This window comes from Shewanella sp. MM_2022_3, assembly GCF_022557375.1.
GTDB lineage: Bacteria > Pseudomonadota > Gammaproteobacteria > Enterobacterales > Shewanellaceae > Shewanella > Shewanella xiamenensis.
The window spans coordinates 1-14,151 of the sequence record NZ_JAKZGV010000020.1; the positions used below are offsets into that span (position 1 = coordinate 1).

General features: G+C 45.0%; 9 protein-coding genes and 6 tRNA genes. 3 read left to right on the forward strand and 12 right to left on the reverse strand.

The window, feature by feature from the left end:
- Positions 1–267 precede the first annotated feature (267 nt).
- Both MMG82_RS11865 and MMG82_RS11870 read left to right on the forward strand, forming a co-directional pair.
- A complete protein-coding gene (locus MMG82_RS11865; protein ID WP_037420539.1) occupies positions 268–846 on the forward strand; it encodes a thymidine kinase in 579 nt (192 codons plus the stop codon).
- A 283-nt stretch (positions 847–1,129) separates the two neighbouring features.
- A complete protein-coding gene (locus MMG82_RS11870; protein ID WP_241406885.1) occupies positions 1,130–4,201 on the forward strand; it encodes a transglycosylase domain-containing protein in 3,072 nt (1,023 codons plus the stop codon).
- A gap of 125 nt (positions 4,202–4,326) precedes the next feature.
- On the opposite strand, the gene MMG82_RS11875 is transcribed toward MMG82_RS11870, so the two are convergent.
- The 12 genes from MMG82_RS11875 to MMG82_RS11930 all read right to left on the reverse strand — a co-directional run bounded on the left by MMG82_RS11875 (position 4,327) and on the right by MMG82_RS11930 (position 12,134).
- Positions 4,327–5,706, reverse strand: coding sequence for a sigma-54 dependent transcriptional regulator (locus tag MMG82_RS11875; protein WP_037420542.1), 1,380 nt, complete (start codon positions 5,704–5,706; stop codon positions 4,327–4,329).
- Entirely contained in the window at positions 5,703–7,514 is a 1,812-nt protein-coding gene (locus tag MMG82_RS11880) for an ATP-binding protein (protein WP_241406886.1), read from the reverse strand. The genes MMG82_RS11875 and MMG82_RS11880 overlap by 4 nt, the downstream gene beginning before the upstream one ends.
- A 99-nt stretch (positions 7,515–7,613) precedes the next feature.
- Positions 7,614–9,011: a TRAP transporter large permease subunit gene (locus tag MMG82_RS11885; RefSeq protein ID WP_037420547.1), complete on the reverse strand. Its 1,398-nt coding sequence runs from the start codon at positions 9,009–9,011 to the stop codon at positions 7,614–7,616.
- Positions 9,011–9,655 (reverse strand): TRAP transporter small permease, encoded by a 645-nt coding sequence (locus MMG82_RS11890; RefSeq protein ID WP_037420550.1) that lies wholly within the window; start codon positions 9,653–9,655, stop codon positions 9,011–9,013. Before MMG82_RS11890 ends, MMG82_RS11885 begins: the two co-directional genes overlap by 1 nt.
- A gap of 65 nt (positions 9,656–9,720) precedes the next feature.
- Positions 9,721–10,740 carry a TRAP transporter substrate-binding protein gene (locus MMG82_RS11895; RefSeq protein WP_037420553.1) on the reverse strand — a complete coding sequence of 340 codons (1,020 nt, stop codon included), beginning with the start codon at positions 10,738–10,740 and terminating at the stop codon, positions 9,721–9,723.
- Between the two features lie 392 nt (positions 10,741–11,132).
- Positions 11,133–11,363, reverse strand: coding sequence for a hypothetical protein (locus MMG82_RS11900; RefSeq protein WP_011073026.1), 231 nt, complete (start codon positions 11,361–11,363; stop codon positions 11,133–11,135).
- Positions 11,364–11,513: 150 nt separating this feature from the next.
- Positions 11,514–11,589: transfer RNA gene (locus tag MMG82_RS11905), tRNA-Val, on the reverse strand.
- Positions 11,590–11,614: 25 nt separating this feature from the next.
- Positions 11,615–11,690: transfer RNA gene (locus tag MMG82_RS11910), tRNA-Val, on the reverse strand.
- A 25-nt stretch (positions 11,691–11,715) separates the two neighbouring features.
- Positions 11,716–11,791 (reverse strand) — tRNA-Val (locus MMG82_RS11915).
- 40 nt (positions 11,792–11,831) lie between these two features.
- Positions 11,832–11,907, reverse strand: a tRNA-Val gene (locus tag MMG82_RS11920).
- A 27-nt stretch (positions 11,908–11,934) separates the two neighbouring features.
- Positions 11,935–12,010 (reverse strand) — tRNA-Val (locus MMG82_RS11925).
- A gap of 48 nt (positions 12,011–12,058) precedes the next feature.
- Positions 12,059–12,134 (reverse strand) — tRNA-Val (locus MMG82_RS11930).
- Between the two features lie 514 nt (positions 12,135–12,648).
- On the opposite strand from MMG82_RS11930, the gene gltX reads away from it, so the two are divergent.
- On the forward strand, positions 12,649–14,058 hold the full coding sequence (gltX, locus tag MMG82_RS11935) for a glutamate--tRNA ligase (protein WP_037420556.1): 1,410 nt from the start codon (positions 12,649–12,651) through the stop codon (positions 14,056–14,058).
- Positions 14,059–14,151 lie beyond the last annotated feature (93 nt).

The window sequence follows — 14,151 nt, forward strand, 5'->3', positions numbered from 1 at the left end:
AGGTTAAATTAAGGTTGTTGTAACAATTGCGCTTTTATGGCTTTATCTGTTTCCATATGTTGAGCGTTGAACAGAAATACGAACAATGATTTTCAAAGTTGATTGACCATGAAATCACTAAAATATCCATTCTAGATATTTAGATTGAGATTTCAGTATAAAAGCTGAGAAAGGCCTAGTGTGCTAGGGTCAAGCGCAATGCTAAACTAAGCGGCATAAACTCTGGTGACAGAGATATGATCAATCAGTTTGAAAAAGGGATTCATTTTGGCGCAATTGTACTTTTACTATTCAGCAATGAATGCGGGTAAATCTACCTCTTTATTACAATCTTCCTATAACTACCGTGAGCGCGGTATGAATACGTTAGTGATGACGGCTTCTATCGATGATCGATACGGTAAGGGCAAAGTAGCTTCGCGGATTGGTATTGAGACCGAGGCGCAGGTTTTTAGCCGTGATGACAACTTGATTGAAATGATTACCGCTGCCCATCAAGTGAATCATCTGAGTTGTGTGTTGGTAGACGAATGCCAGTTTTTAACTAAAGAACAAGTCAAACAACTTACATATATTGTTGATAATATAGATATCCCTGTATTGTGCTATGGATTGAGGACTGACTTTCAAGGTGAGCTTTTTAGTGGTAGTCATTATTTATTAGCTTGGGCAGATAAATTAATTGAGCTAAAAACCATTTGTCACTGTGGTCGCAAAGCGAATATGGTGGTGCGGCTAGATGGTGAAGGAAAAGTCATGCGCGAAGGTGAGCAGGTCGCAATTGGCGGTAATGAAAGTTACGAATCGGTATGCCGTAAACATTTTCGTGAGTTTATTTGGGATTAACCTAAGCTCGGTTAGCACTTAACCAAAATATAAGAATTTTTGTGCTAACCACTTTGAGGCTTGCTGCCAAGTCATTAAAATATGGTGAGATATAACACATATAATCCATCATCCAAGAGCAGTTAGATCTTGTTCGAGCAAGGTAATAAGAATGTATCGCGGCGATACACTCAGATAAGCATAAGTGTGAGTTTTGCCGTTGTACTTCATGTTGATGTATTAAGCATAAGTTGGGAAAAATCCCACGTAGAAAGGATGTGTTAAGTGATTTTTTGGAGCCGTTTTGCCTAATTCTACGCAAGAAATGCAATTTGAAAACTATCGTCCTCGTCCGCCACAACCCGAGCCTAAGGCAAAGCGTGAGCGTAAGCCTAGATCTAAAGGGCGTGCTTGGTTTCTATTATTTATTCTTGTTTTTTGTTTAGCGATTTTGATTGGTCAGGAGGTCAAAACCTCTTATTACCAGTCTAAGTATATTCACCAATACGCTAAAACTCTGACCTATGAGCTGAAAAACGAGCCTACTCAGTCGATTATCTATCCAAGTTATGGCCCCTTCGATGAGCGTCATGGCTACAGTAAGTTGCCACAATATATTGATCGCTTATTGCAACGTAATTTCCAAGTGACACAGCAGGTTGAGTTTTCTCCTGCGTTGCAGGAATACGCCCAGATAGGCTTTTTCCCGCCTTACCATGAGAAAGCACAATCGGGTTTGACTTTGCTTGACTGTCGCAATACCGATCTCTACGAGTTCACTTATCCAAAACGTGTGTATCAGGATGACGATAAAATCCCGAATGAAATCGTCAATACTTTGCTGTTTATTGAAAACCGCGAGTTGTGGACCACAGAGCCAAAACTAAATCCGGTGATTGATTGGCCACGTTTTATTGTGGCGGGGATGAGCCAAATCGCTGAAATGGTGGGGATGAATGTCTCAACAGCGGGTGGCAGTACACTGGCGACGCAAATTGAGAAGTTCCGCCATTCTTCTCAGGGATTAACTTTAAGTATCAAGGATAAATTGCTACAAATAGCCTCAGCAACAGTGCGAGTGTACCAACAGGGAGAAATCACTGAACCTGCCCGTAAACGTATCATCCAAGATTACTTAAACACAGTGCCTTTATCCTCAGCCCCTAACCACGGTGAAGTGCATGGCATAGGTGACGGCCTATGGGCTTGGTTTGGTACAGATTTCGATACAGCAAACCAGCTGTTGTCTTCACCCCAAATTAAAGCTAATACAGCCAAACGTGGCCAAGTATTTCGCCAGGTGGTAGCACTGATGATTGCTCAGCGTCGTCCTTCCTATTACCTATTACAGGGACATGAAGATTTAGAGAATCTAGTTGATAGCCATATCCGTTTACTCGGCCAATATTATCTGATCGACCGTAAACTCAGGGATGCCGCACTAGGACAAAAATTACAGTTTAAAGTCGCTAAACCTCAGCGTAATATCCAATCGGGCGCAGACAAGGGCGTTAACACTATCCGTATTCGTACCGCGGGTATGTTGAATGTCGGCTTATATGATTTGGACCGACTCGATTTAACCGTGAATAGTAGTCTACACAGTGAGTTACAACAGCAAGTAAGTAACTACTTACGCAGCCTTGGGCAAACTTCAACGGCTGAAAAAGTCGGACTTTTAGGTGAGCGTTTACTCGAACCTAGCCAACTGCAAAACGTACTCTACAGTTTTACGCTGTATGAAAAAACCGCCACGGCCAATCGTGTACGGGTACAAACAGACAGTACTGACCAACCTTTCGATATTAACGAAGGTAGTAAGTTGGAGCTCGGATCGACGGCAAAGCTTAGGGTGCTCGCGACTTACCTTGAGATCATTGCTGAAATTCACGATAAGTATTCGAAAAAACACGGCATTGAGTTGGAGTCGATTGTGATTGAACCTCGCGATCATCTCACGCGCTGGGCGATTGACTATTTGATTGTCAATCCCGATAGGCGCCTTGATCGTATGCTCGATGCTGCGCTGCAACGGGAATATTCCGCCTCACCTAATGAGCAGTTCTTCACCGGCGGTGGTTTGCATGTATTTAATAACTTTAAGAAAACAGAAGATCTTAAGGTTCCGACCATGTATCAAGCGTTGCAGGACTCAATTAATTTGCCCTTTGTTCGTTTGATGCGTGACATTGTCAACTACAGCAGCAGCATGCAAAACGAAGGCAATATGGCGCGCTTACTGCGCAATGATAAGGATCCTCGCCGAGAGGAATATCTGCGGGTATTTGCTGATCGTGAAGGCAATACCTTCGTGACTAAGTTCTACCGTAAATATAAGAAAGTGGCACCCAATGAGCGTTTAGAACTGTTTTTCGATGGTCAAACCCAAGCTGAACAACAACTCACTGCGGCTTATCGTTATTTGCAGCCTAATGAGTCTATCGCCGCCTTTAAGGCCTTTTTACAGGTGCGGCTACCACAAAATAGTTACACCGATAAGCGCATCAAAGAGCTATATAACAAGTACGGCCCCGAAAAATATAACCTCCCAGATCAAGGTTATATCGCGCGGGTGCATCCGCTTGAACTCTGGGTACTCGATTATTTGAATCAACATCCTGAAGCTAACCTCAACGATGTGAAAGAGGCCAGTAAAGATGAGCGTCAGGAAGTCTATCGCTGGCTGTTTAGAACTCGGCACAAAAACGCAAGGGATGTGCGAGTACAAGTAATGCTGGAGGTCGAAGCTTTCCTTGATATTCATCAGCGTTGGGCGCGTTTAGGCTATCCCTTTGAATCTATGGTGCCTTCTTTAGGTTCGGCGCTCGGTAGCTCGGGCGACAGACCTGCTGCTTTAGCGGAATTAATGGGGATTATTCAAAACGATGGTTATCGTTTACCGACGGTGCGGATTAATCAATTGCACTTTGCTGAAGGTACGCCCTATGAAGTACGGCTCGAAAACCAAAATACCCAAGGCGAACGAGTGATGCGTCATGAAGTCGCCCAGGCGTTAAAGGCGGCGTTGGCAAATGTCGTTCAAAACGGCACTGCACGACGTCTTAAGGGCATCTTTACCGATGATAACGGCGAGATGCTGGCCATTGGCGGTAAAACGGGTACGGGCGATAACCGTATTGTGACCCAGATGCAGCAGGGCCGAAAAGTCGCTACCACAGCGATGAACCGTACTGCGACTTTTGTGTTTTACTTAGGTGATAACTACTTCGGCACCTTAACTGCCTTTGTACCGGGCAGTAAGTCCGATGATTTTAGTTTTACCTCGGCGCTGCCATTACAAGTGATGAAAGGGATGATGCCTATTCTTGCGCCTTATGTGAAATCATCAAAAGGCATGTGCGTGCGGGATGAGTAATGACTCACTTTTGCAATATGCGTTTTTGAAACATTAGCATTGTAATCCGAGTTTGAAGTTCCTTAGATAAAGCAAACCCCGCAGCCGTGAACCGGTTTGCGGGGTTTTTATTGGCACCGACAAGCTTATTCGTCGGCGTTGATATATTGCTTGCGGTCTAAATCGTACTTACGCATCTTGTCGTACAAGGTTTTGCGGGGCAGTTCGAGTTGTTCCATGGTTTGCTTAATACTGCCCTTGTTATGACTTAAGGCCTCTTCAATCAAGACACGCTCAAAAAACTCAACCCGTTGCAGTAAGGACATACTGGTATGCAGACTCGGTGCATTACCTAAACTGCCAGCGAAGGCGGCTTCACCACCGAGTAACACATAACGCTCAGCGAGGTTTCTAAGTTCGCGCACATTACCCGGCCAATCGTGGGAGGTAAGGATGGCATTTTGCTCGGCATTGAGGGCAATCAAGGCCTTGTGGTAGCGCGCTGATGCCATACGAGCAAAATGTAAGAACAATAAAGGGATATCTTCGCGGCGATCCCTGAGTGGTGGAATTGGCACAGTCACCAGATTCAAGCGATAAAGCAAGTCTTGGCGGAATTCCCCTGTGTCACATAGGGACTTTAAATCCACTTTAGTGGCGGCAATCACCCGAATGTCCAAATGAATGCTTTTATTGGAGCCTAGGCGTTCGACCTTGCGATCTTCGAGCACCCGCAGCAGTTTGACTTGTAACGACAGCGGTGTACTTTCGATTTCATCTAAAAAGAGTGTGCCGCCATTAGCGTACTCAAACTTACCTATCCGTAGCTTATCGACGCCGGTAAACGCGCCGGCTTCGGCACCAAAGAGTTCGCTCTCAATTAAATTTTCAGGAATAGCGCCGCAGTTAATAGCGACAAAGTTGGCTTGATTGCGACTACTGTGGTCATGCAGATAGCGGGCGACCAATTCTTTACCCGTGCCAGTTTCACCTTCAATAAGCACATCTGCGGGGGTGTCGATAACTTGGTCGATAATATGGCGCATACGCAAAATGCCGACGCTGTGGCCTAATATTCTCGGCCCTGGCACGTTATGGCTTTCTAACTCTTTCTTTAACTTGCGGTTTTCGAGGGTGAGGCTGCGTTTATCCAAGGCACGTTTCACCACATCTAACATATGCTCGTTGTTAAAGGGTTTTTCGAGAAAATCGTAGGCACCTTGCTTTAACGCATTGACTGCCATAGCTATATCGCCAAAGCCAGTGAGTAGCACGACGGGTAAATCGGGATCTTGCTGGCGAATTTGCTGCATTAGGCTGATGCCATCGAGTTGCGGCATATTCACATCTGAAATCACCACACCTGTCCAGTCTCTATCAAGGAGTTTAGCAATGCCTTTAGGATCGGTGGTGGCGAAGGCTTTGATGCCTTCAAGCTCAAACAGTTGTACTAGGACTGTGCCAATATGGGGCTCATCGTCGATGATCAGTACGCTATAGTCTTGAATTGAATTGGGAAGACTCATGATGACTGGCGTTCCTCAGCTAAATAAATCGGTAAAATAATGTGGAAAATGGCGCCGCCGTCCTCGGCATTGGCAACATTAATCTGCCCCTGCATAGACTCAATAATGCGCTGGGAAATGGATAAACCTAGGCCAAGTCCTGTACGCTCGCTAGTGGTAAAATAAGGCTCAAAAATTTTCTCCATTTGGCTTTCGCGTACTCCAGGGCCTGAATCTTGAATACTGATACAGAACTTGTCCTGACAGTTTACCCTAATACTCAGTGTACGTTTTGGAGATTGCTGCATGGCAACTATCGCATTGCTGATAATATTGACAAACACTTGCTGCAAGCGCACTTTGTCGCCCCAAACCTGATATTGGCCTTCAGGTAGCAATACATCGAGTTCAACCCCTTGTTTGTCGATTTCGGGCTGCACTATGGTCAGAGCTTGTTTTATACAGCCCTTAAGATCGGTGGCACTATCCGCACCTTTGCTCTTACGGGTAAAGCTTTTAAATTGCCCAACAATATCGGCTAAGCGGTCGGTCAGCTCAATAATAATTTTCAGGTTATCCAGTGCCTTATCTTGCATATTGCGGGCAAGGAAAGTTTGAGTATTTTGCGCGTAGCTGCGAAGGGCCGCTAAGGGCTGATTAAGCTCATGATTGATACTGGCGGATAAACTACCAATCACGGTCAGCTTAGCGGCTTGGATCAGTTCATCTTGGGTATCTTTTAGACGATCATTTGCCTGCTGCAGATCTTGGGTACGCTCCTCGACCCGTTGCTCTAACAAACTTTGTGCTAATTGCATACGCTGCAAGTTACGGCGCCGCTCGCTGCTAAAGAGTAAACCTAAGGCAAGCAGCAAGTAGATAGATGCCGATAGCAGCATCAGTGCGGGTAAAGAGTCATGTAGCGGTTTTAATGGTGCAAGAATATGTACTCGCCAACCCGCTTTAGTCATCAAATGGTGGGTATCCATATATTGCGCTTGATTATTGCCTTGGCGGATTTGGTAGATATGGCCGCTGCTGAGGCTATTTTCTTGATATTGCGGTTTTATTAATAGTTCACCTATCGGGCGTTCGGCGTAACGCTTTGAGGCATTTAAGGCATATTGTTTGGCCTGAGTCAGTGGTGTGAGTGAGGTTAAGCGCCATTCATCCACACTTGAAATAAACACGATATCGTCGGGATCGCTGATTAAAAATTGGTATTGGCCAGCCATTGCAATACTGGTGCTTTGCTGTTCAATATCGGCGATATCCACTTTCACAATAATGGCACCCAGAATGCCTTTTCCGCCTTGCTGATAAATAGGATAAGAAAAGTAAAAACCGCGTTTATCCGAGCTAGTGCCCACCGCATAGTAGCGGCCTAAATTGCCCGAAATCGCATCGGTGTAATAGGGTCTGAAGGAGTAGTCTTTGCCGATAAATGAAAATGGCTGTTGCCAGTTGCTGGCTGCGACTGCAATGCCGAGGGCATCGATAAGATAAATATCAGACGCCTCTGTCACATGCTGAATTTCCTCTAAATACAGGTTGAGCTCTTGCACCTTCTTGGCATTTTGTTGATCGTTGAGCACATTGGCGAGCATGGGATTGGTTGAGAGTACATGAGGGATGCTTTCATAACGTGACAGGGCGCCATCTAAGAAGCTGACTAGCTCTTTGAGTTGTTTCTCAGATTGTTGTTGGATGTCTATTTTTCCCTGATAAAAATGCACCCAGTACGTTAATTTTAAGATGGCAAACAAACCCGCAAGTAGCACTATGGTCATGAATAGACGTTTTTTGGCTTTAGGCGTCATGGGCAACATAGCAGGCGATCCTGATCCACACTGAATAAAACAAAGCGAGCCTGAGTAGGCTCGCTTAAAAACTATCTAGAATCAAGGAATAATCTTTATTCCTGAAGATTAATATCCATTAAGCTTATCCAGTAATTCTGGCAAGAATAGCGAGATTTGTGGCACGTAGGTGATCAGCGCCAGGAAGGCCAACATCAGTGCTAACCATGGCAGTACGGATTGGATCACCCAACCAATGCTGCGGCCAGTGATCCCCGCAGTCACAAAAAGGTTAAGCCCAACAGGCGGCGTTAGCATACCAATCTCCATGTTGACCACCATAATGATGCCTAAGTGGATAGGATCAATACCGAGTTGAGTGGCAATCGGAAATAGAATTGGTGCCATAATTAACACGATCGCTGATGGCTCCATAAAGTTACCCGCCGCTAACAGCAGTAAGTTAACAATGATTAAGAAGCCCCAAGCGGGTAGCCCCATCCCCACAATATACTCGGCAATAATATGCGGGATACGTTCAGTGGTGAGCACGTGTGCAAACAACATGGCGTTGGCAATAATAAACAGCAGCATGATGCTGACCTTGGCACCATCACGCACCACATGGCGAATTTCTTTGTCGATTGGGGTTTTTATCAGCCCCAGCACCATATGACCTAAGTTACGAGCGATCGCGCTTGGGATGGCTTCATTAGGGTTACGCCATGCAACATTTTTCAATGGACCAATATCACGATATCCAAATACCGCAATAAGGTAAGCATACATACAGGCCACGGCAGAGGCTTCAGTTGGGCTGGCTACACCACCGTAGATTGAACCTAACACGATAAAGATCAGCGCCAGACCGCCTAAGGCTTTGGCACTGGAAATTCCCAGTTGCTTAAAGCCAGGGAAGGGACGTGATGGCAGATTCTTAAAACGGGCGACGATATAAATCACTATCATCAGTAGGAAACCCATCATTAAGCCTGGGATTAAACCCGCCATGAACATTTTAGCCGCAGAGACTTCTGTCGCCGCTGCATATACTAGCATCACGATTGAAGGTGGGATCAAAATCCCTAAAGTGCCAGAGGTGGTAATTACCCCTGAAGCAAATTTTTCGGGATAACCTGCTTTTACCATGCCAACGATAACAATTGAGCCAATCGCGGCTACTGTCGCTGGGGAAGAACCTGAAACCGCGGCAAATAACATACAGGCCATCACAGAGGCCATGGCTAAACCGCCACGGATATGGCCGATACTATCCATTGCAAAGTCGATGATCCGCCTTGCCACACCACCGGTTGATAAGAAAGCCGAGGACAGAATAAAGAAAGGGATCGCCAGCAGGGTATAGTGCTCTGACGATGACTCATAAAGTTTTAATGCCACAGAGGCGAGGGAATCGTTGGAAAAGAATAAAATCGTCAGCATGCTCGAGAAACCTAACGCAATTGCGATAGGCATACCTAAAAACATACAGACGAGTAGGGCAGTAAAGAGGGTCGCAATGGCCATTACTTCGCTTCCTTATTGTCTGTTTCTTGTTGTGCGTGCTGAGCAGCTTCATCAATTAAATGCATGCTTTCTTTCGCTTCATCGGCAAATTGGAACCCAGAGACTTGGTTGCGCAGGATAGCGATAAACAGTTCTAAGAAACGCCAAGTCAACATGCTAAAACCAATCAATAGAATGCTTTGGGATAACCAAATTGGCACAGCGCCGTCTTCAATATCAATTTTTAATGTGTTCCAAGCAAAGTCAGGATCTAAGCTGTTTAACAAAAACTTAGGGAAATGAATATCTTCCATCGGAACGCCAATTTGGTACATCTGCGACAGATATTGCCAGCTACCTTTTAGAAATAGTCCGCAATAAGCCAAGCAAATCAATGCTGTCACTAGAGATGTGAGCTTTTTAGCTTTAGGTGGTAGATTTTTTACAAACGCATCAACACCGATGTGAGCGCCGACTTTCACCCCATAGGACATACCAAAGAGTACAAACCAACCACACAGGGTTAAGGTGAGTTCTTGGATCCATAAGAAACCGGTATTGAAGAAAAATCGTGCCACTACCTCTGTAAACACTAAGAGTGTCATTAAGGTGATCAAGAGATTGAGCACCCCTTCTTCAAAGTAACCAAAAATTCGCGATATCACAGCTGTACTCCCCTCGCTTAAATACCGCTTAACCTCAAAATGAGATTAAGCGGCTTATTTCATTATTATTTATTTGCAGCAACAGCGGCTTCAATCACATCTTTACCGACTTGGTCTTCAAACTTAGCCCATACTGGTTTCATCACATCAACCCATTGTTGACGTTCTGCTGGGGTTAAGGTCACCAATTGAGAACGTTTTGAATCAAGGATTAATTGCTTGTCTTCGTTATCTTTTTCTGCAGCGATCTTGTTACCTAAAGCGATAGATTCGTCTAATGCTTCTTTGATCACTTTACGTTTATCCGCAGGTAAGCTTTTCCAGAAGGCATCAGAGGTCACGACCATGTAATCCAATACGCCATGGTTACTTTCTGTAATATGGCTTTGAACTTCATAGAATTTTTGTGAGTAAGTGTTAGACCAAGTGTTTTCTTGACCGTCGATTGCGCGGGTTTGTAGCAGGGTGAACACTTCAGAGAATGGTTTTTTCACGGGGATAGCGCCAACTGCATCAAACTGTGCGGCTAATACGTCAGATGCCATTACACGGAATTTTAAGCCTTTAGCATCGGAAGGTTGCTTGAGTGGTGCGTTAGCAGAAAACTGCTTCATACCATTGTGTAAATAGCCTAAACCCACAATCCCTTTGCGGCTCATTGAGTTGAGTAGTGCTTGACCAGCTTCACCCTGTTGGAAACGGTTTACTGCATCCATGTCATTGAACAGGAAAGGCAAGTCGAAAACTTGTAAGCGTTTGGTGTAACGTTCAAATTTTGAGAGTGAAGGTGCTACAAATTGCACATCGTTTAGCAATAGTGCTGCTAACTCGTTGTTATCCCCAAATAACTGTGAGTTAGGAAATACACTGACCTTGTATTCACCCGGTAAACGTTGCTCAACGAGTTCTTTAAACTTCAGTGCCATTTGGCCTTTGGGCGTATTTTCTGCCACAACGTGCGAAAACTTAATTTCAATCGGTTCTGCAAATACGTTAAAGCTGGTTGCGAATACGGAGGCAACGGCGAGCATTTTGACTAAGGTTTTGAGTGGACGGGTCAATCCAGTTTGTTGATTCAATGTCATTTTGAGTTCCTTTTTCTGTTGTTAGGATTTGTCCTCAGCCTTGGTTAGTTTGTTACCAAGTGTGAGTAGGAATACAGCCTTGATTTCCCTGAGGTCTGTCTTAATAAAGGCAAATACCACGCCAACTTACGATGGATTCTGTAAGTGTTTGGTTAATAAAGTGTAGTTCATTTGACGTTTGTCACACTTTTAGTTTTGTGGGTGAGATCTCGCTCACGTTGATTTTGCCTATGGGTGGAAATCCACCCAAACTGCATTTTGTGAGATATGAGCTGAGGTTTTTAGCTTGATGGTTAACTGAGCAAAATAAGTTGCTTTTAGATCAAAAACGGTTTGAAAAATGACTGTGGAGTAGGGGGAGGTGACATGGATAAAATAAAGCACAGTGACGGTCAGCCGTGATCTTCGCCTATTCTTTTTAAGATCTCATCACTTGGGAGTAACTCCAAGTGTCCACGTTCATCGAAATACCAGCCAGTAATAAACCCTTTTTGGCGCATACTCACAAGGTTTTGCATGACCTCACGGGCTTCTCTTAAGGCAGTTTGCTCGTCACAGGCATGAGTATGTTTAAGATAAGCGGCGATATTGGTGAGGGATGCGGATTGACTGACGCTAGCCATAGTGCTGATCTCCAAATAGCTCAAGACAATGGATCAGCGCGTTTTAGCCAAAATCAGGGTAAATGCTAGGTAATGGACTCAATTAACGTCATGCTGATTTAGAACAAGCATAGTTGAGATACTAAGGCGGTAAAGTTTTTGAGGTAAATATGGTGGTCGCTACTGGGATCGAACCAGTGACCCCCTCCTTGTAAGGGAGGTGCTCTCCCGGCTGAGCTAAGCGACCCGGGGTAAATCAGTAGTGCAGAATATGGTGGTCGCTACTGGGATCGAACCAGTGACCCCCTCCTTGTAAGGGAGGTGCTCTCCCGGCTGAGCTAAGCGACCCGGGGTAAATCAGTAATGAAGAATATGGTGGTCGCTACTGGGATCGAACCAGTGACCCCCTCCTTGTAAGGGAGGTGCTCTCCCGGCTGAGCTAAGCGACCGGAATTCTTTCAATACAAATTTTTATGTCATTCACAAATATGGTGGTCGCTACTGGGATCGAACCAGTGACCCCCTCCTTGTAAGGGAGGTGCTCTCCCAGCTGAGCTAAGCGACCTGGGAATGACTACACAGTGAGGTTATATGGTGGTCGCTACTGGGATCGAACCAGTGACCCCCTCCTTGTAAGGGAGGTGCTCTCCCGGCTGAGCTAAGCGACCCGGGTATATAACAACATGTAAACCATGATTAAATTTGCATTTAACACATGGTGGTCGCTACTGGGATCGAACCAGTGACCCCCTCCTTGTAAGGGAGGTGCTCTCCCAGCTGAGCTAAGCGACCTCTGCTGTGTGGAGCCGTATTATAGGGAGGTTCGATCGGGTGTCAACGCTTTTTAATGAAAAAAGCATTGGTCGCGCTATTTTTGTTCGCATTGACTTAATGTTAATCACGGGCTCATTTAAAGTGTTACTTTATTGGGCAATTTAAGATTGAGTGATTTAAGCAAGCTTTGTATATCAGCCCATAGTGAATATTACCGCACAAATAACCACTAAACTTTATCAGGTTTTCTATATCGACGAGACGATGGATTTTTAGGTCGGTTATAGGGCATGAGTTCAACAGCGTTGGTATACATTTATGATCCTGAGTCGAGGTGAGTGAGCGCGTTTAGTTTCTATTATGATTGGTCAGCTAGCGATATCTATATCGAATTAATACATCGACTTTTGTGTTATCTGTATTATCAGCGGTTATGTTCCATTTGCAGCGCAGACTTAGGCTGCTAGAATAAGCCCACTTTTTATCGTGATTGTCTTTATCTAGACGACTTTATATAGGTTAGTGTCCCACTATGACAACTAAGACGCGTTTTGCCCCTAGCCCAACAGGCTTTTTGCACGTGGGCGGTGCCCGTACTGCACTTTATTCTTGGTTACAAGCCCGTGCCAATAACGGTGAGTTTGTTTTACGTATCGAAGATACGGATATTGAGCGTTCTACTCAGGCCGCTTGTGATGCCATTTTAGAGGGCATGAACTGGTTAGGTCTGACGTGGGATGAGGGCCCGTACTATCAAACTAAGCGTTTTGATCGTTATAACGAAATCATCGCGCAAATGTTAGAGCAGGGCACAGCCTATAAATGTTATTGCTCGCGTGAACGTATCGATGCGTTAAGAGAAGCACAAGCGGCAAATGGCGAAGCACAAAAATACGATGGTTGCTGCCGTGACTTGCCGGCGCGTGATACTGATGAGCCTTTTGTTGTACGTTTTAAAAACCCTATCGGTGGTTCAGTCGTATTTGATGACCATGTTCGTGGCCGTATCGAATTCTCAAACGACGCGTTAGATGATCTGATCATTGCTCGTACCGATGGTGTACCTACCTATAACTTCTGTGTAGTGGTAGACGATTGGGATATGGGGATTACCTGTGTAGTGCGTGGTGAAGACCATATCAACAACACGCCACGCCAAATCAACATCCTTAAAGCATTGGGTGCACCTATTCCTGAATACGCCCACGTATCGATGATCTTAGGGGATGATGGTGCCAAGCTGTCTAAGCGCCATGGTGCGGTAAGCGTGATGCAATACCGTGATGATGGTTATCTGCCTGAAGCACTGCTTAACTATTTAGTACGTTTAGGTTGGTCACATGGCGACCAAGAAGTATTCTCTTTAGAGGAAATGAAGCAGTACTTTAAGTTAGATGATATTAACAAAGCCCCTTCAGCCTTTAATACCGAAAAACTGGTTTGGTTAAACCAACACTATATTAAGACGCTTGATCCTGAATATGTGGCTTCCCACTTACAGTGGCATATGGACGATCAAAAGATTGATACCTCAAATGGTCCAGCTTTATCAGCTGTAGTGACAGCATTAGCTGAACGTGCCAAAACGTTAAAAGAGTTAGCTGCATCTAGCCGTTACTTCTATGAGGATTTTGCAGAGTTCGATGCCGAGCAGGCGAAAAAGCATTTACGTGGTGTGGCGCTTGAGCCATTACAATTAGTGCAACAAAAGCTAGCGGCATTAACGGAATGGACCGTTGAAGGTATCCACCAAGCGATTGAAGCCACCGCTGCGGAATTAGAAGTAGGTATGGGTAAAGTGGGGATGCCATTACGTGTCGCTGTGACCGGAGCAGGGCAGTCTCCAGGCTTAGATATCACCTTATTCTTAATAGGAAAGGCACGCTCTGAGCAAAGAATATCCAAAGCGATTGAATTTGTAGCAGATAGAATAAATTCCTAAAAAACGAGTTGACACATTTAGGTGCGCTGCATAGAATGCGCCTCGCAGTTGAGGCACAGACGAGCAAATGCTTGTAGTGCACTTAAATGTGGT

What these genes read in the sequence shown, in the direction of transcription:
- MMG82_RS11885 (WP_037420547.1), bottom strand. Translation starts at nt 9,011, where the DNA reads ATGGCCATTGCGACCCTCTTTACTGCCCTACTCGTCTGTATGTTTTTA.
- MMG82_RS11900 (WP_011073026.1), bottom strand. Translation starts at nt 11,363, where the DNA reads ATGGCTAGCGTCAGTCAATCCGCATCCCTCACCAATATCGCCGCTTAT.
- gltX (WP_037420556.1), top strand. Translation starts at nt 12,649, where the DNA reads ATGACAACTAAGACGCGTTTTGCCCCTAGCCCAACAGGCTTTTTGCAC.
- MMG82_RS11875 (WP_037420542.1), bottom strand. Translation starts at nt 5,706, where the DNA reads ATGAGTCTTCCCAATTCAATTCAAGACTATAGCGTACTGATCATCGAC.
- MMG82_RS11880 (WP_241406886.1), bottom strand. Translation starts at nt 7,514, where the DNA reads ATGTTGCCCATGACGCCTAAAGCCAAAAAACGTCTATTCATGACCATA.
- MMG82_RS11895 (WP_037420553.1), bottom strand. Translation starts at nt 10,740, where the DNA reads ATGACATTGAATCAACAAACTGGATTGACCCGTCCACTCAAAACCTTA.